General features: G+C 52.4%; 19 protein-coding genes and 1 pseudogene. 8 read left to right on the plus strand and 12 right to left on the minus strand.

Translation table 11 applies throughout. From position 1 onward, the window contains the following. Window positions 1–26: 26 nt before the first annotated feature. The 4 genes from glpK to ACZ5ER_RS05150 form a co-directional block, all read right to left on the minus strand. On the minus strand, window positions 27–1,508 hold the full coding sequence (gene glpK / locus ACZ5ER_RS05135; RefSeq protein WP_464934965.1) for a glycerol kinase GlpK: 1,482 nt from the start codon (window positions 1,506–1,508) through the stop codon (window positions 27–29). A gap of 86 nt (window positions 1,509–1,594) precedes the next feature. Beyond that, window positions 1,595–2,836: a hypothetical protein gene (locus ACZ5ER_RS05140; protein ID WP_464934966.1), complete on the minus strand. Its 1,242-nt coding sequence runs from the start codon at window positions 2,834–2,836 to the stop codon at window positions 1,595–1,597. A gap of 41 nt (window positions 2,837–2,877) precedes the next feature. Beyond that, window positions 2,878–3,624 (minus strand): glycerophosphodiester phosphodiesterase family protein, encoded by a 747-nt coding sequence (locus ACZ5ER_RS05145; protein WP_464934967.1) that lies wholly within the window; start codon window positions 3,622–3,624, stop codon window positions 2,878–2,880. Between the two features lies 1 nt (window position 3,625). Next, window positions 3,626–4,342, minus strand: coding sequence for a glycerophosphodiester phosphodiesterase family protein (locus ACZ5ER_RS05150; RefSeq protein ID WP_464934968.1), 717 nt, complete (start codon window positions 4,340–4,342; stop codon window positions 3,626–3,628). 107 nt (window positions 4,343–4,449) lie between these two features. Here ACZ5ER_RS05150 and ACZ5ER_RS05155 point away from each other — a divergent pair, with 107 nt between their 5' ends. From ACZ5ER_RS05155 to ACZ5ER_RS05170, 4 genes are all read left to right on the plus strand, one after another. Continuing rightward, the gene (locus ACZ5ER_RS05155; protein ID WP_464934969.1) at window positions 4,450–5,772 is read left to right on the plus strand and encodes an SLC45 family MFS transporter; all 1,323 of its coding nucleotides are present in this window, start codon (window positions 4,450–4,452) and stop codon (window positions 5,770–5,772) included. 70 nt (window positions 5,773–5,842) lie between these two features. After that, complete coding sequence (locus tag ACZ5ER_RS05160; protein WP_464934970.1) at window positions 5,843–7,099, plus strand: MFS transporter; 1,257 nt, start codon at window positions 5,843–5,845, stop codon at window positions 7,097–7,099. Next, the gene (locus ACZ5ER_RS05165; protein WP_464934971.1) at window positions 7,096–7,956 is read left to right on the plus strand and encodes an alpha/beta hydrolase; all 861 of its coding nucleotides are present in this window, start codon (window positions 7,096–7,098) and stop codon (window positions 7,954–7,956) included. The genes ACZ5ER_RS05160 and ACZ5ER_RS05165 overlap by 4 nt, the downstream gene beginning before the upstream one ends. Window positions 7,957–7,991: 35 nt before the next feature. Further along, window positions 7,992–8,729, plus strand: coding sequence for a DUF2334 domain-containing protein (locus ACZ5ER_RS05170; protein ID WP_464934972.1), 738 nt, complete (start codon window positions 7,992–7,994; stop codon window positions 8,727–8,729). Between the two features lie 254 nt (window positions 8,730–8,983). Here ACZ5ER_RS05170 and upp read toward each other — a convergent pair whose 3' ends face one another. From upp to ACZ5ER_RS05210, 8 genes and pseudogenes are all read right to left on the minus strand, one after another. Beyond that, entirely contained in the window at window positions 8,984–9,649 is a 666-nt protein-coding gene (gene upp / locus ACZ5ER_RS05175; RefSeq protein WP_464934973.1) for a uracil phosphoribosyltransferase, read from the minus strand. Window positions 9,650–9,682: 33 nt separating this feature from the next. Beyond that, window positions 9,683–11,149, minus strand: coding sequence for an MATE family efflux transporter (locus ACZ5ER_RS05180; RefSeq protein WP_050002882.1), 1,467 nt, complete (start codon window positions 11,147–11,149; stop codon window positions 9,683–9,685). 39 nt (window positions 11,150–11,188) lie between these two features. After that, window positions 11,189–11,884, minus strand: coding sequence for a DUF2334 domain-containing protein (locus ACZ5ER_RS05185; protein ID WP_464934975.1), 696 nt, complete (start codon window positions 11,882–11,884; stop codon window positions 11,189–11,191). Between the two features lie 198 nt (window positions 11,885–12,082). Continuing rightward, a complete protein-coding gene (locus ACZ5ER_RS05190; protein ID WP_464934976.1) occupies window positions 12,083–13,504 on the minus strand; it encodes an MATE family efflux transporter in 1,422 nt (473 codons plus the stop codon). A 62-nt stretch (window positions 13,505–13,566) separates the two neighbouring features. Beyond that, a pseudogene (locus tag ACZ5ER_RS05195) lies at window positions 13,567–14,048 on the minus strand (type II toxin-antitoxin system VapC family toxin). Between the two features lie 9 nt (window positions 14,049–14,057). After that, entirely contained in the window at window positions 14,058–14,279 is a 222-nt protein-coding gene (locus ACZ5ER_RS05200) for an AbrB/MazE/SpoVT family DNA-binding domain-containing protein (protein ID WP_050002886.1), read from the minus strand. Window positions 14,280–14,377: 98 nt separating this feature from the next. Continuing rightward, window positions 14,378–16,732 carry a phosphoenolpyruvate synthase gene (gene ppsA, locus ACZ5ER_RS05205; RefSeq protein ID WP_050002887.1) on the minus strand — a complete coding sequence of 785 codons (2,355 nt, stop codon included), beginning with the start codon at window positions 16,730–16,732 and terminating at the stop codon, window positions 14,378–14,380. A gap of 235 nt (window positions 16,733–16,967) precedes the next feature. Continuing rightward, complete coding sequence (locus ACZ5ER_RS05210; protein ID WP_464934977.1) at window positions 16,968–19,427, minus strand: glycosyltransferase family 39 protein; 2,460 nt, start codon at window positions 19,425–19,427, stop codon at window positions 16,968–16,970. On the opposite strand from ACZ5ER_RS05210, the gene ACZ5ER_RS05215 reads away from it, so the two are divergent. From ACZ5ER_RS05215 to ACZ5ER_RS05230, 4 genes are all read left to right on the plus strand, one after another. Then, window positions 19,390–20,556, plus strand: a complete 1,167-nt coding sequence (locus tag ACZ5ER_RS05215; protein ID WP_464934978.1) for a hypothetical protein — start codon at window positions 19,390–19,392, stop codon at window positions 20,554–20,556. The genes ACZ5ER_RS05210 and ACZ5ER_RS05215 overlap by 38 nt on opposite strands. Before the next feature lie 114 nt (window positions 20,557–20,670). Next, the gene (locus ACZ5ER_RS05220) at window positions 20,671–25,104 is read left to right on the plus strand and encodes a S8 family serine peptidase (RefSeq protein WP_464934980.1); all 4,434 of its coding nucleotides are present in this window, start codon (window positions 20,671–20,673) and stop codon (window positions 25,102–25,104) included. Window positions 25,105–25,300: 196 nt separating this feature from the next. Continuing rightward, window positions 25,301–25,726 (plus strand): hypothetical protein, encoded by a 426-nt coding sequence (locus ACZ5ER_RS05225; RefSeq protein ID WP_464934981.1) that lies wholly within the window; start codon window positions 25,301–25,303, stop codon window positions 25,724–25,726. Window positions 25,727–25,802: 76 nt separating this feature from the next. Then, window positions 25,803–26,102 (plus strand): DUF424 domain-containing protein, encoded by a 300-nt coding sequence (locus ACZ5ER_RS05230; protein WP_050002894.1) that lies wholly within the window; start codon window positions 25,803–25,805, stop codon window positions 26,100–26,102. The last annotated feature ends 27 nt before the right edge of the window (window positions 26,103–26,129 follow it).

Genomic DNA, 26,129 nt, shown 5'->3' on the forward strand with positions numbered 1-26,129 from the left:
AATGCATATAGTTGTTCATTCGACTGTCAGACTCCAACTACCTTCGCCCAGCCCATCGCCCTCTTTACTGCCTCTTTCCAGCCGTTGTAAAGTCTCTCTCTGGTCTCTTCGTCCATCCTCGGCTCGAAGACCCTCTCAGCCTTCCACAGTTCCTTTATCTCCTCAAGGCTCTCCCAGTAGTCGACGGCAAGACCTGCCAGATAGGCCGCACCGAGTGCGGTCGTTTCCTTGACGACTGGCCTTACAACGCGCCTGTTAAGTATGTCCGCCTGGAACTGCATGAGGAAGTCGTTCTTGGTTGCTCCCCCATCTACGCGGAGCTCCTTTATGCCCACGAGCTTCTCCATCTCCTCTATGACGTCGCGCGTCAGGTAGGCTATCGCCTCAAGCGTCGCCCTCGCGAGGTGCTCCCTTCCGGTTCCGCGCGTTATGCCGATTATCAGGCCCCTCGCGAACTGGTCCCAGTACGGTGCTCCAAGCCCCACGAAGGCCGGGACGAAGTAAACTCCTTCGTTGCTCTCAAGCTTCTCCGCAAGCTCTTCCGTCTCTGCGGCGTGCTTGATTATCTTTATCCCGTCGCGGAGCCACTGCACTGCCGCGCCTGTAACGAAGACACTCCCCTCGAGGGCGTAGGTAACTTTTCCGTCAAGCCCCCAGGCTATGGTTGTAAGTAGGTTGTCGGAATAGCGGACGGTCTTGCCGGTGTTGACCAGAATGAAGCTCCCCGTCCCGTATGTGGCCTTCACCATCCCAGTCTCAAAGCCAGCCTGGCCGAAGAGCGCCGCCTGCTGGTCGCCGGCGTCTCCGCTCACGGGAATCTCAGCGCCCAAAAGCTCTTTCTTCGTGTAGCCGTAGACCTCGCTTGATTCTCTAATTTCGGGGAGGACCTCTTCGGGAATGTCGAACAGCTCAAGGAGCTCCTCGTCCCAGTCGAGCTTCCTTATGTTGAAGAGCATCGTCCTTGAGGCGTTGGAGTAATCTGTAACGTGCTCGCCAGTAAGGCGGTAGATGAGAAACGTGTCAACGGTTCCAAAGAGAACCTCGCCCCTTTCAGCCTTCTCCCTCAGGCCGGGGACGTTGTCGAGGAGCCACTTCAGCTTGCTGGCCGAGAAGTAGGCGTCCGGCACGAGGCCGGTCTTTTCCTTGATTACATCGCCGTATTCCCTCTTTATCTCTTCCACCATTTCGGCCGTTCTCCTGCACTGCCAGACTATAGCGTTGTAGAGGGGCTTTCCGTTTCTGTCCCACACGATTGTAGTCTCGCGCTGGTTGGTAACACCTATAGCCGCTATTTGGGACGGTTCGATCTTGGCGTTCTCGATGGCCGTCTTTATCGCTCTGAACTGCGCGTCCCATATCTCCTCCGGGTCGTGCTCCACCCAGCCCGGCTTTGGGTAGTGCTGGGAGAACTCGTACTGGCCCATTCCCATGACGTTGCTCTCCCTGTCAAAAATTATGGCACGGGCAGAGGTGGTTCCCTCGTCAAGTGAGAGGACGTAGCGCTCCATAACACCACCAAAATAAAAGTAAGGCTGGTAGGTATTAACGGTTTCGCCCGCTTTTTTCTGGGTGGTTATATTGATGTCCTCCAGAACTACCTCCTCAGAGTGGCCGCCACTGTCATGCCCGCTACCAGCAGGGCAACCTTTGCGAAGAAGTCTGACCAATCTTTGTAGATGTAGAGGAACGCATCAGGAGTGCTGGTTACGACTTCAATGCATGCAAACCGATTTCTGGCCATGTCTCTCCGAATGGTGTTGTTGAGGCCTTCGATGTACTCTTTTACCTCCTCTCTCTCGTCACTTGGGAGCAGGGGAAGGTATTTCAGTAGCGTTTGAATTGTGCCGTTGAGCCTCTGCATCTCTTCGGGCGGTGTGCGGAAGGCTGATGGGTCAATCTCTATAGCTGATATCTCCCACCCTCTTCCCTCGAACTCCTTCAGTAACTCCTTGTAATTGTCGAATGGGGCCGAAACGCTTATCCTGACGGTATAGTCCTCCCACTCCACCGAGGTGATTGAGGAGTTCTTTTGCTCCACCGTCATTATGAACCATGGGATGTCCTCAGGTTTGAAATCTGCAGAAACACCCGCCATTATCATGCCGCACTCCCCGCCCGTCGAGTTCAGGGCGAGTACCTGTTTGAACACCTGTTCCTTTTCCTGGATATGCCGTTCATCTTTAATGTATTCTCCCACGAAAAGGGCTCCCAGCACCAGCAGGACTAAGAAACCCACGAGGACGATTTTATCCCCTCTGATGTTGAGTAGAACTCCAATGAGGCTCAGCACAGCGACGCCGGCCCATACTGCCGCGAAGGGGCGCTTAAATGCCACCATCACGTCCGGGGCGAGAACGGTGATGCGGGCGAGCGTCCAGTTGCCGGTGGGTGCAGGGTCGTGTTCGGCATACTCAAAAAACGGCTCCAGCTTTGCGTAGTCCTCCGTCCCGGTGGTGATGTTTTTGAGGCGGAGCGCCGCCGAGTGAAGGGGGCTGTTCTGATCCAGGTCGTGTGCTTCAACGACTCCACAGCCGTAGGGGATTTCTTCATAGAAGCTTTTCCAGTCTTTCACTGCTATCCAGGTCTTAAAGTATCCAGGCCTCGAAAAACCGTAGTCGTGGGGGTACGTGAGCGTCCAGTTCACCACGTGGTGGTAGTATGATGGAGTATTTACGAGGCACTCAATGTAGGCGCTCCCCGAAGGGCGCTCCTCGAAAACGTGGAGGTTGCTGTTAACGAATTCCGTGGTGGGGGGCGAGTATGAATGCCCCGGAATCAAAAATGAAGCGAGCAAAAGCGAGGCTATAACCCCGAGCAGGCAGACTTCCCGTTTCATGGTATCCCCGTGGGTTGTAAAAAGTAAAACTTTAAAAAGTTTCACCTAAGTCCAATGCTGTGGAGATACTTAATCACGCCTTCAACGTCGTTCGCTATGACCACCTCAAAGAGGCCCTTCAGCCTTGCGAGGTTGTCGTCTTTGTAGAAGAGCTCATCGTTCTCCGTCCACAGGACAACTTTAAGGCCGAGAGAGCGGGCCCATTTAATCGCCTGAACGGTCTTCTCGAAGCTGATTATAGAGATTGCCTCCATCGGGACGTTTATTGACCAGAGGTTCAGCTCCTCCTTAAGCTTTGGAATCATCGGGACGACGTCTTCTCTGTCTATGAGAAGGCCCATGACGGTGTCCCTGTCGAATTTGCGGTAATCCCTAAGTGCATCAATCTCAAACGAGGAGATCATGACCTGCTCCGGGTTGTTCTCGCTGACAATCCGGGCGACCTCTCTCGCGGCCTCCTTGTCCTTAAGCTCGATGTTGACCAGTGCGTCCTTCGGGAGAACCTCGAAAACTTCCTCAAGGGTAGGAATTCTCTCGCCGCCGCCAATGTCCGCCCTCTTCAGCTCTTCAAGGGTCATGTCCTTCTGCCTTCCCGTTATGTTGCTCGTCCTGTCTATGGTCTCGTCGTGCATGACGATGACCCTTCCGTCCCGGGTCAGCCAGACGTCGAGCTCTATTCCATCTGCCCCTGCTTCAATTGCCTTTCTAAAGGCCAGAAGGCTGTTCTCGGGGTATTTGCCGATAAAACCCCTGTGGCCGAGAACTATCACTCTATCCCGCTCCCACATATCAGGTCGCCTCAGTCCAGGTGAGTCGGGAGAATATAAACCTTTTCAGCCTCAGCGGGTCGTCTGAGATTACCGCGTTTGCGAGCCCAATAACTCTGGGGACTATCTCAATCTCGTTCATCATGTAGTTCCAGAGCCACACCTCACTGTTTTTCCGGTAGAGGTTGAGGAGGGCAACGAACCCCTCGAGACCGAGGTATTCAACGAGGTCAAGCGGGACGTGGACGGAGTACACCCCCGCGCGGAGGCTTCTGACCAGACCCATTGCATTTGTTATTGAAAACCCAACTCGACAGTCCGGACACTCCCTATGGATAATGAGAACCCATTTCCAGACGTCCGTCGAGATAACTGTCCTTTCAAGCATCTTTTTCCGCTCAAGGGAATCGATGAGGGGGATTAGAGCGTCCAGGTCTTTAAGGTCGGCGTTTATCAGGCCGGGCCGCAGTTTTAGAATCTTCCCCACGGTTGGGATAAGCCTTCCCCGTGGGTGGAGCCTTGTAAGCTCCCGGTACGTCAGGGACTTGACTATGTATTTTATTCCCCCGACCTGAAACTCTCCATCGTGTATTGCCACCAGTTTTCCATCTGCCGTAACCCTTACATCAAATTCAATGCCGTCGCAGTGCCTGAGGGCCCTCTTAAAGGCGGGGAGAGTGTTCTCAAGCGGCCCCTTTAGACCCCTGTGTCCAAGGACGATAGGCCTTTCACTGTCCATATCCGTCACCTCTCCCGGCGTTCGAAAATGGTCTCACAAGTCTTAAAAGTTTCATCCGTGTATTTTTCCGTTAGCATGGCCTGTAATTGAAAACGGGGGTGTGTAAGTTGGAATTTAAGTATCGCAGGATATTCCTCCTCGGCTTCGGTTTCTTCGGTATAAGCATAATATGGTCCCTGTACAACGCATACATACCGATTTTCCTGCAGGACACCTTCAAAATGAGCAGGACTGTGACGGGCTTCGTAATGACGATAGACAACCTCTTTGCGGTTCTGCTGTTGCCGTTTCTGGGGGCGCTGAGCGACAAAACGCGGACGCGCTTGGGCCGCAGGAAGCCGTATATCTTGATGGGTGCTCCTTCCGCCGCCCTGATGTTCGCCCTCATTCCGGTGGCAAGGGCGTATGAAAACCTCGCCCTCTTTATGGGAACTATAATCCTGATGAACTTCTTCATGGCACTCTTCCGCTCGCCGGTCATAGCGTTCATGCCGGACATAACCCCGAGCGAGAAGCGTTCACAGGCGAACGGCATCATCAACTTCATGGGTGGTGTAGGTGCCTTGCTGGCCTACTTCGGCGGCAAGGTGCTCTACGACATGAACTACGCCTACCCGTTCTTTGTAGGCGCGGCCATAATGCTCCTCGCAAACTTGCTCGTCGTCCTCTTCGTGCCGGAACCCGAGGAGTACCGCGTCTCGGGTGAAAAAATCAGCCTGCGGAAGCTCCTTTCCGAAACTTCCAAGAAGAGCTTTGGCGAGCTGAAGGAAAACCTCAAGGACGTTTTTGCCAGCCACGAGAAAAGCCTGTTCTTCATGCTGCTCTCCATATTCTTCTGGTTCGTCGCCTTCAACTCCGTGGAGACGTTCTTCACGAGCTACGCGAAGTACCACCTCGGCATCGAGGAGAGCACCGGCGCCTTCATGATGGGCGTCGTTTCACTCAGCTTCATGCTCTTTGCCATTCCCGCTGGTCTTCTAGGCGGCCGTGTGGGGAGGAAAAAGACCATCACGGCAGGGCTGATTATTGTGGGTGCCGCCATGCTGGGGGCCTACCTCCTCGGGGAGACTTCAAAACCTGGAAGTAGTGCCTTGACGGACCCGGTGGTGCTGAAGTTCATGGTTCTCTTTTTCTTTGGTGGCATTGGATGGGCGATGGTCAACGTCAATTCCCTTCCAATGGTTGTGGACATGACGACCGAAGAGAAGCTTGGAGGTTACACGGGCCTCTACTACTTCTTCAGCCAGGCGGCTAACTTAGTTGCTCCCCCGCTGGCAGGGGCATTCCTCGACGTGATAGGGTACAAGACTCTCCTGCCGTTCGCGGTGGCATTCTTCCTGATAGCGACGATAACGATGCAGTTCGTTAAGCGTGGAGACATCGTCAGGTACAAGGGCGATGCGCTGGACTATGTGCCGGATATGGATTGATTGAGTGTCTCTGGTTTTGATTTCATTTTATGCCATATTAACCTTGAAAACTCAAATGGGGGTGGATACAATGGAAAGGAGAAAGTTTGACTGGGGCGTGGTTCTCGGTCTTGCCCTCTTAGGGTTCAGCAGGAGCATGGGGTGGGCACTCAACAAGGGATTCTCGTTTCCTCTACTCTCCGACTACACGAGCTCTGCCTTTGTGAAGGGAAGCATTCTGGCGCTTGAAGGGGTTATAGGGTTGATAGTCCCCCCTCTCCTCGGCTATTACAGCGATACCCTCCGCTCAAAACATGGACGGAGGAGGCCCTTCATATTCGTCGGCGGAGTCCTAGCCGCTATCGCGACGCTGATGATATGGACGGCCTACAAGATTGGGGCTCCCCTATGGGCCTTTGCCCTCACGCTGGGCTTCCTGTACCTCTCGCTCCACCTCTACACCGCGCAGTTCAGGGCGTTGATGCCTGACACAATTGAGAGCGGTCAGCGCGGAAAGGCGAGTGGAGTCATAACCCTTCTTGAGTGGGCCGGCAACCTCTTCCTCTTTGGTCTTGGTGGTTTTATGGTCGCGAAGTACGGGAAGGACCACATCGGCCCCTTCGGTCTGACTGCCATCTTCCTGTTCCTCGCGGCGGCTTTCGTCTATTACAAGGTAAGAGAGCTCGAGTCCCCGGAGATAAAGGACAACGAGAGCCTGTCCGAGTACGTGAAGAGTATATTCGCCACGAAGGACTTTCTCAAGTTCTACACGGCTCAAATTCTCTGGTGGATGAGCTTCGAGTTCATAGCAATATTCCTCTACGGCATAATAGCCTTCATCCTCAAGGGCGCAGCCACCAAGGAAAACATTGACGCGGTTACCTCGATGGGCCTCTACCTCATGGCGCTGTTCAACGTGGCCGTGCTCGTTGGTTCTCTGCCCGGAGGATACATCTACGACAGGGTCGGCAGGAGGCTGAGCATAATCATCGGAGGCCTCATATTCGCCCTCCCCCAGCTCTGGGGCTGGTTTATTCATACTGAGACCCAGATTTATGCGGCACTGTTGATAGCGGGCGTTGGCTGGGGTGCCCTGATAGCGGCCTCCTATCCGGTCGTCGGCGACCTGCTCACCAAGTTCGAGAAGGAGGCCTTCACGGGCCGCTACTACGGCGTCTACGAGGCCACCAAGTCAATTCCCGTGCTCCTCGCGGGAACAATTGGCGGGGCCATCGTTGACCTGGCCGGCGGCAACTACAGGATCCTCTTCCCGCTGGGAGCGTTCTTGGTGCTCCTCGCGATGCCGTTAATATGGAGCATGAAGGAGCTTGAGGTGAGGAAAGAATGATGCTGTGGCTTATCCTTTTTATTCTCCTGGCCTTCCTGACGTTCTCTGCCTTTGTGGGCTACAAGATGGTCAAGCCGCCGCGCTTTGTCGGCGACTGGACGCCCAGAGACCTCGGCTACGACTACGAAGATGTCACCATTGAGACGAGGGACGGGCTCAAGCTCAGCGGCTGGTGGATTCCAAACGGCGACAAGACGGTTATCCCCCTTCACGGCTACACGAGGAGCAGGTGGGACGAGGTATACATGAGGCAGACCATCGAGTTCCTTCTCAAAGAAGGCTACAGCGTCCTCGTTTTTGACTTCCGCGCCCACGGAAAGAGCGAGGGCAACTACACGACGGTCGGGGAGAAGGAGCTTATTGACGTCATCTCCGCCATAGACTGGCTGAAGAAGCACCACCCGGAGAATGCGGAAAAGATAGGGCTCGTCGGCTTCTCGATGGGGGCAGTCGTCACGATAAGGGCACTCGCAGAGGACGAGAGGATTGCCTGCGGCGTAGCCGATTCACCGCCCATCTACCTCAACAAGACTGGGGCAAGGGGCCTGAAGTACTTCGCGAACCTTCCTGAGTGGCTCTATTACTTCGTCAAGCCGTTTACGAAGCTATTCACCGGCGGAAAGGAGCTTAACATGGTCGAGTATGCCCACAGGGTGAAAAAGCCCCTGCTCCTCATAGCTGGCGAGAAAGACCCGCTCGTCAGGCCGGAAGAGGTCAGGGAGTTCTACGAGCGGAACAAGAAGGTGAACCCGAACGTCGAGCTCTGGGTCACCGATGCGCCACACGTCAGGACTTTGAAGCTCCACCCGGAGGAGTGGAAGGCGAGGGTGGAGGACTTCCTCAGCAGACATCTTTAGAAACCTTTTTACGCCGCCTTTCTTTTCCCTTTCTGATGAGGAGGTTGGTTGCCCTTGCGACGCTGTTTCTGGTTCTGGTGTCTTCGAGCTCCCTATCCAGCCCGGCCTACGTCCCTTCCTTCGGGCGCTTCGCAATTCTCATTCACGATGTCAGCCCGGCCTATCTGCCCCAGCTGAGGGAGATAACGGCAGTCATTGACGAGTACGGCCTCCAGAACCAGACCTATCTCTTTGTAATCCCGAACCACGGCGGGAAAATGCCCATATGTGAGCACCCGGAGTTCGTGGAGTTCATTTCCGGGCTCAGGGCTAAGGGCTACCACGTCGAGCTCCACGGGTACGACCACATCGGGGACGAGTTTGACTGTGGCGCTGATATGGCCAGGAGAAAGCTTGAGCTAGGCCTGAAGGCCCTCTCATACCTCAACGCCACGCCCGAATACTTCATCGCTCCCCGCTACTCCCTGTCGGGCGGTGCGCTTGAAGTTCTGCTGGGCTACAACCTCACTGTCATCGGGGAGGACTTCATTATCTCCCCGGACGGCACCTCAAGCCCCGTGCTCAACAGGGAGTACACGTGGTACCTCCCGGAGTTTCTCCTTGGATACAACCTGGAAAGCGCCAAATCCTCGTATATCCACACTAAGGGGACTTTCTTTCTCTCGGTTCACCCTGGGGCCGTGAACAACAAAGCAGGAATGGAGTTCCTGAGGGAGTTTTTTGGGTTTGTAACGACCCATGAAAAACAGACTTCCGGAAGTGGCCTCGGCTAACCCTCTTTTCCTCACCGTTCAGCGTGGCTAACGCTCGTCATCGGCCAGAGGAATTTTGAGGGAACCTTTTAAAAAGCAACCGCCGAGAACGGGTGGGGGATGAAGAGCGTTTACCGGTCTGAGTCGCTACCAAATGATGAGACTGGCACTGGCCGACCCCATCTCAATGTTGGGCCCTTCTGCCCGTTAATGGAGAAAGCCCACTACATCGGGCGGGAATTTTGAAAATGATATAAGAAGAGCAGATAATCCAATCAAAGCTTGATGGGGGCACCGAAGGCCCTGTCTCCAGCGTCCCCAAGACCAGGTAAGATGTAGCCCTTGTCGTTCAGCTCCCTGTCAACCTTTGCCACGAACATCTCGACCTCTGGGTGGGCCTTTTTTACCCTCTCTATCCCCTCGGGGGCCGCCAGAACGCCGACGACAACAAGCCTCTTCGGCTTCCCGTAGCGCTTGACTTCATCAATGACCTTTATCAGCGTCGAGCCCGTCGCTATCATCGGATCCGCTATTATTACGGTGTCCTCGGGGGTTATCTGGGGTATCTTGACGTAGTTCATCTCAATCTCGAACTTTGGAGCTTTTCCGCGGGAGGCCGAGACGATACCAACCCTTGCGTGGTCGAGAACCTTGATGAGGCCTTCCATAAGCGGTATGGCTGCGCGGAGGACTGTTATTATGACGACGTTGCGCCTGTCCCTGACGATTACGCCCTCGGTTTCCTCCAGCGGGGTCTTGACGGGAACCCTCTCGGTTTCCATCGTTTTCGTCAGCTCGTAGGCCATGTAGCGGCCGAGCTTGACGAGACCTTTCCTGAAGGCTATCGGCCCTGTCCTCTCGTCCCTGAGCTCCGTCAGAATCTCCATGATGAAGGGGCTGTCCTCGAAGGAGTAAACACCTTCCCACCTTTCAGCCTTCATGTTCTCACCGAAACCCGTTCGGCGAGGGGTTTATTAGCCTTCCGCCTGATAACCTGAACTAGTTTTGTCCCCAGTTTTTGCCTCCTTTTCGATTATGGATTTCATCCAGCTGCCGCGGAGGAACCAAGCGAGCGCTATGACCGCCGCCACAAAGTTGCTCATACCCATGCCGAAGAAAACGCCCTTGCTAGTGTAGCCAAAGAGCTCTGCAAGCGGTATGGATATTCCAAGTATCGTGATGCCCCTTATGTAGCCGAAGGCATAGCTCAGCGGTATCCTGAGGCCCCACAGGCGGAGTATGCCGAGGAGCATGCTCTTCTTAGTGTGGCCAGCTGAGCTGAACGTCCTGTTCACGACTATGAAGATGCCGTTGAAGAAGGGCACCGAGATGAGGAAGTACTCCAGGACGATTTTGCTCTCGGCTATGACCTTCGGGTCGTCGAGGAAGACCCTGAAGATTGGGACGCGGAAGATTCCAATTATCAGAACCGCCAGGCTCGCTATTGCGAAGTTGACGAGCATCGTCCTCTCGGCTATCTTCTTCGCCCTCTCAAACTTCCCTGCCCCAACGTTCTGGGCTATCATCGTCCCCATTGCCATGCTTATACCCCTCGATATGCCGGTCAGGAAGTTCACGAGGCGGGTGGTTATGGTGTAGGCGGCGTAGGTAACGTCGCCGAAGCCGAAGATAATCCTTGTGAGTATCACAAATCCAAAGCTGTTTGCGGACTGGCCTATACTCGATGGGAGGCCGACCCTGAAGAGCTTTCCGTAAAATTCGAAGTCGGGCTTGAGGCTCTCAATGCTCAGGCTTATCCCAACGCGGTCTGTGAAGAGGAGGTAGAGTCCGATGGCCGCTCCGACAACGTTGGCTATAACCGTCGCCAGCGCCGCCCCGGCCACGCCGAGCTCAGGAAAGCCCAGCCAGCCGAAGATGAAGAGGGGGTCCAGGATTATGTTTATCATCACTGTGAGGAGCGTTATCTTGACGGGCGTCTTTGTGTCGCCCGTGGCCCTCATGAGGGCACCAAAGGCCATGAACGCGAAGGAGAACGGCAGTCCAAGGAAAACTATGGTGGCATAGGTTAGGGAGTAGGGGTAGACGTTCTCGCTCACGCGCATGAAGCGGAGGGCGTAGGGGAGAATCAGAAGGGCCACTATGGCTGTGGCGACCGAGAAGAACGTCATGAGGGAGTAGAGTGCCCCTGCCGAGCGGTTCGCCTTCTCGTATTCGCCCGCCCCGATGTACTGCCCGACGAACGCAAATCCGGCCGTCGCAAAGCCCATGCCCAGCGCCATGAGCGTCCCGATTATGGGCCACGTGACGCCCGGAGCGGACAGGGCTTCCCTGCCCAGCTTTCCAAGCCAGAAGGTATCGGTTATGTTGTAGAGCACCTGGACGAGGTTGTTGACTATTAACGGGCCCGCGAGAACCAGGAGGGTCTTCTCTATCGGGCCGTTAAGTATCTGCTCTCTCATTCTCTGGATTTTCTCGCTCATCTTCGCTCAGACCGCAGTCGAAACGCTGTTATAAAAAGTTTATGATTTTTCTGGACGACAGACCGTATCCAGGAACTCTCTCAGAAATTCGAGCCCGCCCCCGTAGTTGATTACCCCCGGGTGGACTGACAGGTAGAAAGGAATTCCTTCCTCAATGGCCTTTCTGTAGTCGTGGAGGGCAACTGAGAGCCTGCCCTCGACTTCATTCCGCTCTATGTACCAGGTGTACTCCCGGTTCCATATCCTCTGCCTGGTTCCGTTGGGGAAGATGAGCCAGTCGGGCGTGACGACGGTGAGGTTGTGCTCCAGAATTGCCTTGAGGGACTCGTTGTTGAGCGCCCACGCTGGCGGGAGGAAAAGTGTAAGGTTGCCAAAGCCCAGCGAGGTCATCATGGCCGTTGCGTTGTCGAGCTTCTCTTTCGCAGTCTCATAGGAGCAGTTGAACTCGTGGTAGGTGTGCCCGTACCCGTGGAGCTCCACCCTATAGCCTCTCATCTGGAGCTTGTGCAGGTATTCCACAAAATCTGGGTGGTTTCTTAGGCTCCACTCGTCACCGTAGTGGTCGGGGTCAAAGACGGGGATTACAAAGAGAACAGTCCTGTTGGAGTAGTTGTACTCATCAAGAACGGCTACAATCTCTCTCAGGTCATCGAAGTAGTACGGAGTAACGTCGTGGACAAAAACTAACGGGGGCTCTGGGCTGTTCTTTTGTTTCTCCTCCTTCTCCTCAGTCATTGATTCATGGATACCCTCATTTTGGGGTCGGGGGTGAGAAACCTCTTTGATCTGGGGTGAGATATTCGGGGGGCTCCGAAGAATGCTTCCCACGATGATTCCCAAAAGTCCTATGGTCACAAGCACGAGACCGAGGCGCCGGATTTCCAAGCAATCCACCCGATAATCTTTTGCACATGTGTGATAAAAAGTTTACCCTTATGAAGAGGGTTCCTCTTCGATTATCGCCTTCATCCAGCTGCCCCTGAGGAACCAGGCCAGCGCAACGAGGGCACCAAGAATATTGCTCAGACCCATTCCAAGCCACATTCCAGCAGTATCCCTCATGATGACTCCAAGCCCGTAGCTCAGCGGGAGCCTGAGCACCCACAGGCGGAACATGTCGAGTATCATGCTCTTTTTGGTGTGTCCTGCGCTCCTGAAGACATTCTCCACAGCGGCGAAGATTCCGAAGAACGGGAGCGATATTGAGAAGTACTTCACGACCTTGGCGCTCTCGGCTATTATTGCCGGGTCGTTGATGAAGAACCTGAAAATCTGAACGCGGAAAAAGACGAAGAGGAGTGTCCCAACGCCAAGGATTGTGAAGTTTATTGCCATGGTTTTTTCCGCGACTTCCTTGGCCCTCTGGTAGAGCCTCGCGCCGACGGCCTGGCCGACCATCGTTCCCATCGCCATGCTTATTCCATCTGAGAACGCGAACATGAAGTTGGTAAGCCTGTTGGTTATCGAGTATGTAGCGAAGGCAATGTCCTCAAAGTTCTCAATGCCGTGTGTCTGGCCGTAGAGCTCTCCTATGGTGAAGATTATCCTCGTGAGGATTACAAAGCCAAAGGCCGTTGTTGATGAGCCTATGCTTGACGGTATGCCGACGCGGAAGATTCTGGAGTAGAAAGGCCAGTCCGGCTTGAGGTTGTGGGGTGTGAGGTGTATCCCGACTTTTCCACTGAAGAGGAGATAGCCACCCACGAGGGAGCCGAGACTGTTGGATAGCATCGTTGCAACAGCCGCTCCGACAACGCCGAGCTCCGGGAACGGCCCCCAGCCGAAGATAAAGAACGGGTCAAGGACGAGGTTGAGGAGGACTGTTCCTATGTTTATCTTGACCGGCGTTTTGGTGTCGCCTATCGCCCTGAGGAGGAAGTTGAATGCAAAGAGCGTGAACGAGAAGGGTATCCCTGCGAAGATAATGCGGGTGTACTTTAGGGCATAGGGGTAAACAGTATCGCTAACGTTCATGAACCTGAGGAGATACGGGGTTGAGATGACACCGAACACCCCCACCCCAATTGCAAAGAACATCATGAGTGAATAGAGAGCTCCAGCGGCGCGGTTGGCCTTTTTGTAGTCCCCGGCCCCAACGTACTGGCTCACGAAAGCGAAGCCGGCAGTTGCGAAACCCATTCCGATAGACATGAAGAACCACACCAGCGGCCACGCCGTCCCCGGTGCCGCCAGCTCTTCCCTGCCGAGCTTACCGAGCCAGAACGTATCGGTGAGGTTGTAAAGAACCTGGACGAGCTGGTTTATTATTATGGGGTATGCTAACACGAGGAGCGTTTTCACTATCGGCCCGTTGAGAATCTGCTCGCGCATTCTCTGAATTTTCTCGCCGTCCATGGGCCATCAGATGCCTATCGAAACGTTAGTATAAAAAGTTTATTGTGGATAAAAGAGCCAGCTCAGGGAAGAACGCGAACGTCGAGATTCAAGAAATGTTTATCGAATGTGTAGATTTCGTTGATGTCCAGTTCCTTCATCTTCAAATAAGCCAGGGCGTCGTTTACGCTGATTCTCTTCTAGCATGGCGATGGGAACGATGGTCGGCCAGGCCGTCGGCGCGAGGCTCTACCAGAGGGCCAAGGAAGTCGGATGCCACGAGGGTGGCCTTTAAGTAGTCCTCCGGAGTGACTGGAAGAATATGAACATTGCCCGCCGTGAGCAACTCCTCAATGAAAGCCAGTGCCGTGGAGAGGTTTACTTTGGCTTCTATTATGTTGGCAACCTCACTTAGATGCACAACACTGGTAGCTACCTCCTCCCCGTCTTCAATTCTCCTCAGGATTTTCATTGCCCGCGCTTTTCTTTCAAGAACCTCTTCCGGAAGGTCCGGTTTTGGCTTCAGCAGGGCGTACAGGAAGACGTTGGCGTCTATGAACCTCATTTTAACACCTCAGTAGAGGCTTTCCAGGAGCTCTTTTTCAATGTCTGTTCCTTTGATCTCGGCATCAATTATGTTGAAAAACCTGGAGAGTCTTGGTTTCTTCCGGGGGATTATCTCGATCCTGTCATCAAGCTCAATTAGAATGACCTCATTTCCCCACCTCTCACGCCAGCTCTTTGGCAAGACAAGTCTTCCCTGGGGGTCAATTTTTTTGACTTCCACAGTGGTCATGTAATCACCATTAGCCTATACGAACTGGGACAAAATAAGGCTTTTGGTATGGGAAAACTTCAACCTCAAAAACGAATGAAGAGAAAAGGGAAGAAAGCTCACTCGCGGAGGGCCTTCCTGGCGGCCTCGAGCTGGATCCTGGCCTCCTCCCTGGCGACGGTCTTCCTGACGAGCTCGACAGCATCGGGGTTGGCGCTGACGCTGTCGATGCCCATCCTGACGAGGAGCCTGACCATCTTCGGGTCGCTACCGGCCTGGCCGCAGATGCTGGTCTCAACGCCGTACTTCTTGCAGGTCTTGATGACGTTCTCGATGAGCTTGAGCACTGCCGGGTGCTTCTCGTCGTAGAGCTTGAAGACCCTCTCGTTGTCCCTGTCGATGGCGAGGGTGTACTGGGTGAGGTCGTTGGTGCCGAAGCTGACGAAGTCAATGCCCTCCTTGATGAGGTCCTCGATGATGAGGGCTGAAGCGGGAGTCTCGATCATGACACCCCACTCGACGTCCTTGTGCGGAATGAGACCGACCTCCATGGCGATCTCCTTGGCCTTCCTGATCTGCTCCGGGTGGCTGACGAGTGGGAGCATGACACCGATGTTGTCGTAGCCCTCGTCAACGAGCCTCTTGATGGCCTTGAACTCGGCCCTGAGGAGCTCCGGCTGGTCGAGACCGCGCCTGATTCCGCGCCAGCCGAGCATCGGGTTCCTCTCTTCCGGCTCGTCCTCGCCGCCCGGAAGCTCGCGGAACTCATTGGTCGGGGCGTCAAGGGTCCTGTACCAGACGCGCCTCGGGTAGAAGGCCTCGACGACCTTCCTGATGCCCTCGACGAGCCTCTCGACGAGCTCCTCCTCCTTGCCCTCCTTGATGAACTTGACCGGGTGGGCGCCGATGCCGAGGATCATGTGCTCGGCCCTGAGGAGACCGACACCGTCGGCGCCGGTGGCGGCGGCGCGCTCAGCGACCTCCGGCATTGAGACGTTGACCTTGACCTCGGTGGCGGTGACGAGCGGAGCGCCGGCAACGACGACCTTGCCGCCCTCGGCCTTCTCTTCCTCCTCCTTCTTGACGAGGCTCTTGACTATGCCCTCGTAGACGACACCCCTTGTACCGTCGACGGTGACGAGCATGCCGTCCTTGAGGACCTTGGTGGCCTCCTTGGTACCGACGACGGCCGGGATACCGAGCTCCCTGCTGACGATGGCGGCGTGGCAGGTTCTTCCACCCTCGTCGGTGACGATGGCGGAAGCCCTCTTCATGGCCGGAACCATGTCCGGGTTGGTCATGGTGGTAACGAGGACGTCGCCCTCCTTGACCTTGTCGATCTCGCTGGCGTCGAAGATGACGACGACCCTACCAGCGCCGACACCCGGTGAGGCACCGAGACCCTTGAGGAGGACCTTCATCTCCTCGGTCATCTCGGTCTCCTCGGCCTTGGTCTCTTCCTTGAGGGTGGTGATCGGCCTGCTCTGGACGATGTAGAGCTTGCCGTCGTCCTTGTCGTAGGCCCACTCGATGTCCTGCGGCCAGCCGTAGTGCTCCTCAATCTTGGCGCCCATCTTGGCGACCTCAACGATCTGCTCCTCGGTGAGAACCTGCTTCTCAACCCACTCCGGGCCGAGGAAGTCGGCGACCTTGACGTAGACGGTGCCCTTGCCGGTCTCCGGGTTGCGGACGACCATAACCTCCTTCTTGGCGATGAACTTCTCCTTTATCTTCCAGGTGCCCTTCTCGACGATGTACTCGTCGGGGGTGACGCTTCCGCTGACGACGGCCTCACCGAGGCCCCATGCGGCGTTGATCATTATCTCGTTCCTGTCGTTGGTGACCGGGTTGGCGGTGAACATAACACCGCTCTTCTCGCTGTTGACCATCTTCTGGACGACGGCTGAGAGGTAGACCTTGCTGTGGTCGAAGCCCTGCTTGGCCCTGTAGAAGGTGGCCCTCGCGGTCCAGAGGCTGGCCCAGCACTTCTTGACCTTGTCTATGACATCATCAACGCCGTAGACGTCGAGGTAGGTCTCCTGCTGGCCGGCGAAGGAAGCCTCCGGAAGGTCCTCAGCGGTGGCAGAAGAGCGGACGGCGACGTAAACGGCGTCCTTGTTGAACCTGGCGCTGAGCTCCTTGTAAGCCCTCTCAATCTCCTCGGCGATCTCGGGGAGCATCGGGAGCTCGATTATCTTCTGCCTTATCTTGGCGGTGTTCTCTTGGAGCTGCTTGCTGTCGTCAACGTTGGTGTTGCTTATGACCTCCATAATCCACTCCTGAAGGGTCTTACCGTCCTCAAGCTTGACGTTTTCAACAAAGTACTTGTAGGCCTCAGCGGTGACACAGAACCCAGGCGGAACCGGTATTCCGGCCTTGGTAAGCTCACCAAGGTTGGCTCCCTTACCACCGACAAGGGGGACGTCCTCCTTGCCGAGCTCCTCGAACCACCTTATAAACCTGTATTCGCTCATGGCATTTTCCCTCCGTTTTGATTACTGCGGGTGATATGTCTACTGGCTATTTTTAAAATTAACTATCCAGGGCTGTTCGCCAGTGTATAAGGTTGAAAAAGAAAAAGGATGTGCTCATTTGCCAATAGGCGTCTCTAATACCCACTTTTGAGGCGTTGTCGTCTTACAAAAGTTTTAAACCTTTTGTTATGGAACTCCTTGATTGGCTTATGCTTTGAAAAATTTAGAAAAAGAGCTAACTAAACTTCAGAAGTGGATGGATAGCTAGGAGCTCATCTAGCATCTCTATGGCAGTATCACTGCCATAGGCATAGCTAAAGTAACGGTACATCGTTATCACAGTGTCGAGTGGGTGTGTTTCCCTGTTGGGGTCAAATGTATCATAGAGGAACCTCAAAGTGATTTCCTCCTTGTCGTTAAGTCCTGCCACATGGTATATGTAGGCCATCTGCGCGTATGTGGCTCTGGAATACGCGTATTCGTACTTCTCTGCTTTTAGTTTTCCGTTGTCTTCTTGTTGCTCACTTAACCATTGGGCAGCATTTTTTATTGCATCAAGAACTCTGTTGTCCCCTGTTAACTGATAATATCTGGCGAGCCCAGATGCTATTGCTGTAGTTGTTCCGACGTTGTTTCTCCAGCTTCCATCGCTTTCCTGTTCGTCAAGGAGCTTATCGAGGACATTTTCTCTTGTTGTTTCGTTCAACACACCCAAATCCCAGTAGAGTGGCAGGAGGAGGGCATTCACAACGAGCGACCCAGCCTTGTCTTTGGAAGTTGTCATGAAATAGTCCTCTTGCTCTCTTTCCCTAAGGAACTCAAGGGCTTTTTCGATACCTTTAAAGTTCTTGTCTTTTAGAGGTTCTAATGTATAGGCGGTGTAGAGCGTGTAATCGTTGGGCGGAACCCCCCAGGGGAAAGCCCCGTTTTCCATCTGCTTGTAGTTCAGCCATCTTTTGAGCCACTCGACACGTTTTTTGAATCCTTCGTATCCTGTCTTTGTATAAAGCCTGCTGTAGATGTCTATTATCCATGCATTTAAGTTGAAATATGCTTTGTAATTATCGTCAAAGTCGGCATAGTTATAGCCAGTCCAAAACTTCTCCAGGAAGCTTACCAATGATGAGTAGCTTCCTGTGTGGTTGAGGGGTAATGGCTGCTCCATTCTTAAGGTTGGATTGGGAATGAACCGGTATATCAATGAATGACCGTTGCAAAACTCCAGCTTGAAGTGTGTATCGTATGGGGCGTATTCCATAAGGCCGTACCTGATGAGGCCGTAGCTTAGTCTTTTCCTATCCACAAAAATGTGGCTTACGTTGTATTTTTTCATGAGGTAGTATACTCGCTCTCTCTGATTTGAACTGAACATAACGACGTGGTCATTGTACGCTTGGCTGGCTTCTTTAACTGTAGGTGCCTCTCCGAAAAAGCCTTGATAAACCTTTTTCCAGACAACAACGTCTTTTCTGTGTGTATTTCCGATGAGAAGGTATCCCATGTCCCACCAGACTAATATCGTGGCACTTTCAGGCGTGTTCTGGATAATCCATTCATAAGCTTCCTTATCGCTGAGTGTTGGTGCTTCTATGTACCTATAAGCTCCATATGCTCCCTGCGCAATGGGGGTTGCAATGAGTAGAAAGATTACAAATGATGCAACCCAGTGTTTTTTTGAGATACTTTTTATCCATCCTGCCCCGGGACCTTTTATGTCCTCGAAGATGCTCTTAATAACTGGGCCTACCGTTGGAGCGACAACATCGATAATATACTCTGCGGCCATGGCAGAGAGGGGTATCGTTGCATATGGGTCACGGAAGCGGAAGGAAATTCCTCCCGCCAGCATAAAAGTCCATGCCCATAGGACAAAACCACGCCGTATGCTGTCTCTTTTAATGTAATAATGGCTTGCTATTGTTCCAAGGACAAGCTGGATAACGCCTATCCATTTGAAATATCCCAGAAAGCTGACCTCACTTCTCTGAAGCCTAAGTACTAACTCTCCAACGGTTGACTTGATGAGGGGAACCTGCGTATACGCTATGAAGACTAAAGCCGCTAGTGCGATAACATAGTGTAGATGCCTCCTGATGAAGGGCCATAGATATGAGGCAAATAGGAGGATAGATGCTAGAGCAAAGAATATCCATCCTCTGTGGGTTAACATGTAAACGACCATAACAATGGCCAAGAGTGCAAAATACGGGAGCTTTCTTGACTTTAGAAATTTTATTAGGAACATCAGACTTATCGAGAACAGAAACAGACCAAGGTTTTCGGGAATGTACAGACTCGTCCGATATATAAAGTTAGGGGCGAATGCTAGAAACGTTGTGGCAAGAAGGGCACGCTCTTTGTCTCCCATGAACTCTTTAAATGCCAAATAGAACCCAAAAACAGCTAATGTACCATATAATGCGGGAAGAATGAAAAACAAGTAATCTGAGTGAAATACTTTGTAAAACACCGCTCCAATTATATGGAACAGGGGTGGGTAACTATAAGCTTTCAGCCCGATCAGTGAGAGTACGTCCTTGGGTATTGAGTCTATGCCCTGGCTAACTATTCTTAAAGTTATATCTCTGTGAAGATACTCATCGTATGTGGCCAGCAGAAGCGTTCTATGGGGAATCAGTCGGATTATAAAACTGGATATGAGAAGCAAGGGGATGTACAGGTTTTCTCTTTTCATTCGCGACACCCCTCAAATTTTTAAGCTCTCTGCTTTAACATTGGTTGGTGGTAAAGTGAAAGGGTTAAAAATCTTTAGCATGGGCCTGCTCTCTTATCTTGTCCTGTCACTTTACACTAACTATTTTAATGAAAACTTACGAGATAGTATGTATTCGAGCGGTCCAGAACCCTCAATGATTGTTCTGAGTATAGCCTGTGCACTCGCTTTTTTTGCATTCTTTGCATTAGGGTATCTGTCTAACATTGAGCTCCCACCTGCACTACTGGCTACTCTCTTTCTGGTGCTGTCGTTTCGTGGCCTTTTCTTCGTTCCAATTCTGGCACTTTTAACACTTCTTGCTTATTGTATGAAACTCAATGCCCCTCGCATCTTTGCCAGATACATACTTTTGGTTTCACTCTTGATACCAATTGCTCTTTACGTTGTTGTGGGCGTTCCGTTAGTTGAAAACTCCCTTCGATACAAGTTAGTTGCCCCCCTAGTTCTGGCGGCGATTCTGGCAACGATTGGGATAACTTACTCGACGATCTCTTTTCGTTGGAAAACGTTTCTATTGGCTGTATATACGTTTCTTTTCTTCCTTGGGACTTTCCGTTCTCTTGTTCTCCTGGTATACCTGGCCTATTTTCTAGACGCCTATTTTAGATATCCTGCGCTCAGGAAGTTCCTTCTTGCCTTCAGCACGGTCCCGGTGTTTGTAATAGTGGCTATGAGTGGAGGATTGGAAGCTGTTCTCATTAGAATTGGGTTTACATTTCTCGTGTTTCATAACTTAGTACGCCTCTCTCTTCCGTGGGGCTTCTTTCACGGTGCACTCTTATTTGGTACTAACCCTCGGGCTATGGTCGCTTCACTCTTTAGTGCTTCCACGCACTATACGTATTTCTTTTTTGGGCAGGCCATAGCGGATTTTGGGGTTTTTGGTGTTGTTGAAGCTTTTTTTCTTGGAGCGCTTCTCCGAGAGAGTGAAAAAACTCTAGAAAGCTTTGTAGTAGTGCTCTCCATAATGCTGTATGCAATAGACCCGGGGATTGATGGATTTCTCCTGCTTTTTATCATAGGGATATTGCTGTTTTCGAGTCTTGATGCTCGCTCGCATCTTAATATCATTAGTGGCTCAAAATAGTCACTCGGAGTGTTGATTGTCCTATATGGGAAATTGTTAGGTCTTATTGTCGAAATCTTTATATCTCTGTCCTGTCTATCTGGAAGATGAGCATTACAACGTGGAGGTGTTGGAATGAATAAGAAAGTCTTGAGCCTTTTAATCGCGGTAGTGATGGTGCTTGCAGCAGTTCCAGCGGCGTTTGCATTTCCCACGCTCAGATCGGACATACGTGAAATAACAGTGCCTACTACTCTTCAGAAAAACGTCAAGAGGGCGTCAGATACTCCGTATATACCCAAGTCAGTGATTGCCGCATTCGTACAGGCAAAGGCGCAGGGGTTTGATGTGGTGCCTCTGATAGTGCATCTCAAAGAAGGATACACTGCCCAAGACCTTGCTCATGAGGGCTTTATGGTCGTCAAGAGCTTTGACGTTCTTGACTTGGTTTCTGTAGCTGTGGACGTTGACAATATGGATCTCTTGTACAAGAGTGAGGCGATAAACAGAGTATGGGTGGATCAGATTTACAGGATAGTTCCACCCGCACCTCAGAGGGACGGTGACCTCAGGCCGAACTACTTTTCCAGCAATCTGACGCTCTCTGCGGAGGAGGCTCAGGGGCTCGCCAATGTTAGTGTGGAGAGCACCTACGCCAAGGCCATGTGGGAGCTTGGGTTTGATGGTAAGAACGCCACGATCGCTGTTATTGATACCGGTGTTGACCCAGGTCACCCCGACCTCCTCTGGACAACGGACGGAAAACCGAAGATTGTGGACTACGTTGATCTGACCGACACTTGGCTTCTCAGCTACTATTTCGGAATCCCCTACAAACCGGCCTCGGGATGGTTTGACACTTCAACCGAGGTCAAGGCCACCGATGGTACTGTGAGGTACATGGACAGAGTATTTAAGCTTCCTCGCGATGCTTCCTCAAAGAGCGGTGTCTATCACATAGGCCACGTTGAAGAGCTCGGTGTTGAGCTGGATGGAGACTTTGTTAATAACCCCACGATGAACCCCTACGATGGAACCCACTACGACCCATGGGCTGGCGCAATCCTCGTAGTTGACAACCAGACTCCCGGGGTATATGACCTCGTTTACGTTGACACTGACGACGATGGAAGCTTTGCCGATGAGAAGCCGCTGACACTCTACCGTGCCAACCCCGGCCCGGAGAACGTTGGTGCGTGGGTCTGGAACGAAACTATTGGACAAAAGAAGAACTTTGTCGTATCTGAACTTGATTCCAAGGGTAACTGGATAGTCCTGGGCTACGACATGGGTGACCACGGAACTCACGTTGCTGGTACCATAGCTGCAAACGGCTGGATCAAGGGTATGGCTCCGGGAGCTCAGCTCATAGTTATAAAAGTCGGGAGCGATTACAAAGGATACATTCTGACGAGCTATCTCGTTGACGCATTCATTTACGCGGCCCTTGGTCCCGATAATGAGCCCAACACTGGAGATGAGGCAGACGCTGTGAGCATGAGCATAGGAGGACTCCCAGTCTTCCAGCTGGGCGATGATACTGACGACCTAGTTCTCAACTGGGTGGCCGACCAGTTCGACATACCGTTCTCAATCTCGGCAGGAAACGAGGGGCCTGGTATTAACTCAGTGGGTTCACCCAGTGTTGCTTTTAACGCCATCTCCGTTGGTGCGGCCATGGAAAAGCAGAGAATGGAGTGGCTTAACGAGAACGTGATTAACACCCCGGAGTACCAGTACATCTGCGATGCCTGCGGTATAGACACCATAGAGGGATTCCCCATTGACCAGATAAACGACTATGCTGTCGTCACGACCTTTAGCTCTCGCGGTCCAAACGAGGTCGGGCAGTTCAAGCCCACTCTCGTTGCTCCAGGTTCAGACGTAATGTCTGCTATGCCTCTCTCTGAGTTGTTCTCCGCGAACTCCGTTCCGTACCAGTACATGAGCGGTACCTCAATGGCGGCTCCCCACGTAGGAGGTGCCCTTGCCCTGCTCATTGGAGCGTACAAGAGCACCTATGGTGTCAGGCCTACTCCTGATATGGTCAAGGATGCCCTCATAAAGGGAGCTATCCCGCTTAACCAGAGCCTCGTTGATGCCGGTGCGGGCTTCCTTAACGTCACGGCTGCGTGGGAGGTTCTCAAGAGCTATGACACCGTTGAGGAGTCCCCGCTCGTTTACTCAGGCTACTATGCAAGGGACAGCGAGAACAGGGAAAAACTCCAGGACGCCCTTGAAGACAGTATAGGTGTTGGCTACCCCTATCTTCAGTATCCGATTGAGTGGGCTGTTAACTTGTCAGATCCATTGCACCCGGATGCAACCTATGGCCTTGCCATGACTTCAAGATACGATGAGCCAATAGGCTTCATAACGGTTTACAACCCCAGTGATCATAACATTACGCTCAACCTTGCAGTCGAGGGAGAACTCGCCCCGTACATATTCATGAACGACAACCTTACAGAGCTCCTGAGCGGAGTCGCAAAGACTTCAATAGTGGTGCCTGCAGGTGGTATAAACGTCATATTCTTCACAACACCCTACGCCTTTGAGGGAGTTACCCTGTCCCCAGGCGTCCACGAAGCCGTGATAATCGGTGACGACCCGAACACCAAGATTACGGACATGAGGGCCCCAATAACCATAGTGGTGCCCTACGAGTTCACTGCAGAGAACAACTACACCATAAGCAAGGAGATACACGTTAAGGCTGGTGAGGAGGGCAACTACAACATCAACAGGCTCCTCTTCAAAGTGCCCAGCGACGCCCAGCTCCTTGACATCGAGGTCTACCAGAAGAACGGTGCCGATGTTGTTAGCTTCGTGTTTGACCCCGATGGAATGGAAGTCATGGGAATAGGCACAGTGGGTCCAGATATGCCAAGCTCGAAGGAGTGCAAATACTATTCGGACATGGGTGGCCCGAGAGACAGGCGCTACATATACTCACCTGAGGGTGGAATATGGGAGATATTCGCCTCAAACAACTACTTCAACGCTTGGGCATGGGATATATATGCGCCACCACTCGCGGCGGACGTTGACTTCAACCTGACTCTCTACGGGGTTGAGAAGGGTGACGAAATACCATACGTTCCATACAATGTGGGCCCAGTGATCTTTAACTACACCATTAAGAATCTCTATGCCCCGATTAACGCTACTATAGTCCCAGTGGGTGTTGGCCCGTACAACGCCAGCATCGAGAATGTTGATGACGGAGGCTGGTACGTTGAGGAGTTCACTGTTCCAACAGGTACACTCTTCCTTCACATCGGTATCGGCAATCCAGGAGATATCGATGCAGACCTTGACCTCTACGTAATTGGTCCAGACGGTACCGTATACACTGACCAGATTGGTTCGACCTCAGATGAAACCTTTGAACTTGCTGACCCGGAGCCAGGAGTTTACACCATAAGGGTCCACGGCTACGACGTTCCCTCTGGAACCACTGACTTCATGCTTACAAAGTACGCTCTCAGAGACGGTTATCTCTTCAGCTACGAATCCACTGCCTACCTTGAGACGGGGGCTATGACAAACATCACCCTCCTGCTTGACGCCAGCGAAGAGGTCTATCCTGGAGTCAACATAGGCTTCATTGACTTCGTACTTAACGACCCCTACTTTGAGGACGGAAAACTTGAAGTCTTAGAAGTGCCTCTCTTCGTCAAGGTTGGTGGTTCCTCCTTCGCAGTGGGCTTTGAAAAAGACGAGATTGAGCTCGGCAAGGAGAGCCCAGTCATCATTGTCAAGGATGCCCTTACTGGAGTTCCAGTGCCGGGTGCTGAAGTCTACATCGACGGCTCCTACTACGGCGTTACAGACGAAAACGGAAAGCTTAGACTCCAGCTCCAGCCAGAAATGCTTAACATCGGCAGGTACACAATCAACGTGACAGTCAGAAGGGAAGGATACGCTGAATTCTCAAAGGAGCTCACTTATGAAGTCGTAGACGCGGTTTCACATAAGGTAGTTAGACCAACTGATGCAACACCTTTCATCGCCCTTGGCAGCGGCACTATAACTGACGTGAGCGTGGACACCGCAACTATGACGATAACGCTAGATGGCCCGAGCGGGGATATAGCTTATCTTGTGGTACCCCTCCCGGCAGATACTGTGTACCTAAGGCTTAGTGGGGACAACGTGCTCAACTACTACACCACTAGCGGAAAGAACTCCGTTTACGCTATTATCACAGTCAAGTACACTGCATCTCCAATCACTCTTACCATAGACTACGCAAAATTAAGCTATCTTGCCAGTGGTCTTAACTACTTCTACTACAGCAAGTTCATTAAGCTGAACGAGACGTTCGCTGAGCTTTACCAGAAGGCTATTGAGCTCGGTGTTGACAATGAGACTCTCCAGATGGCACTTGACTACCAGCAGGCAGCAGAGGCATGGTACAAGGAGGGTCTCGAGTACATGAACCCCAAGGCCACGTCCAGTGGAGTCCTGGCTCTGATACGCTTTAGGAAGGCTTATGTTAGCATCAGAGATGCTATACGGATCCTGGAGAATGCTATCAAAGAACTCGAGAACTCCGAGGGATGATGCCCTCTTCCTTTTCTCTTGATTTTTCTACCGTTTCTATCCAAGGCGTTTAAAGCAATGGCATTTTTATAACAAGATTTCCGGATAAGGAGTTATATTGTTATGATAGTGTCGCTAGGGGAACCATTAGTCAAAACATTTATATCCTATATCCCCTCTGTGGTAGTGATGAACATTACACTCTGGGGGTGGCATAATGAACAAAAGGAATTTGGGCAGTTTGGCCTTGATAATGATGTTGCTCTCTTCGGTCTCAATAGCATTTTCGGTGACACCCGCTGTAGCGGCTCCAACACAGGATTCGAGTACGCTTAAGGAGCCTGTGATTAGTGGTCTTAACTACTTCTACTACAGCAAGTTCATTAAGCTGAACGAGACGTTCGCTGAGCTTTACCAGAAGGCTATTGAGCTCGGTGTTGACAATGAGACTCTCCAGATGGCACTTGACTACCAGCAGGCAGCAGAGGCATGGTATGAAAAAGGTCTTGAATCCATGAATCCAATGGCCTCATCTAGTGGTGTTCTGGCCTTAATGCACTTCAGAAAAGCCTACGTTAGCATCAGAGATGCTATACGGATCCTGGAGAATGCTATTAAAGAACTCGAGAACTCCGAGAGCTGACGCCCTCTTTCTTTCCTCTTGATTTTTCTACCCAAGACTTTTAAACAGGTTCATGGTTCTCTTCTCGGTGACGCTCATGATATATGTCAAAGTTTATCGCGTTCAGGGAGAAGTCCTTCTCGCGGCGTGCGACGAGGAACTGCTGGGAAAGACGTTCCGTGAGGGGGAGCTGAAGCTTGAGGTCAAGGAGCGCTTTTACAAGGGCGAGCTTGTGGAGGAGGATAAGCTCGAGGAGCTCCTCAACGAGGCCACGATAGCGAACCTGACGGGCGAGCGCTGTGTCTCCAAGGCCATCGAGCTCGGCTACGTTGACCCCAACAGGGTGCTCAGGATTGAGGGGATTCCTCACGCCCAGATGGCGAAGCTCCTCTTCTGAGACTTTTTAAACCCCTGACCAAACTCA

It is taken from the genome of Thermococcus marinus, from assembly GCF_055389025.1.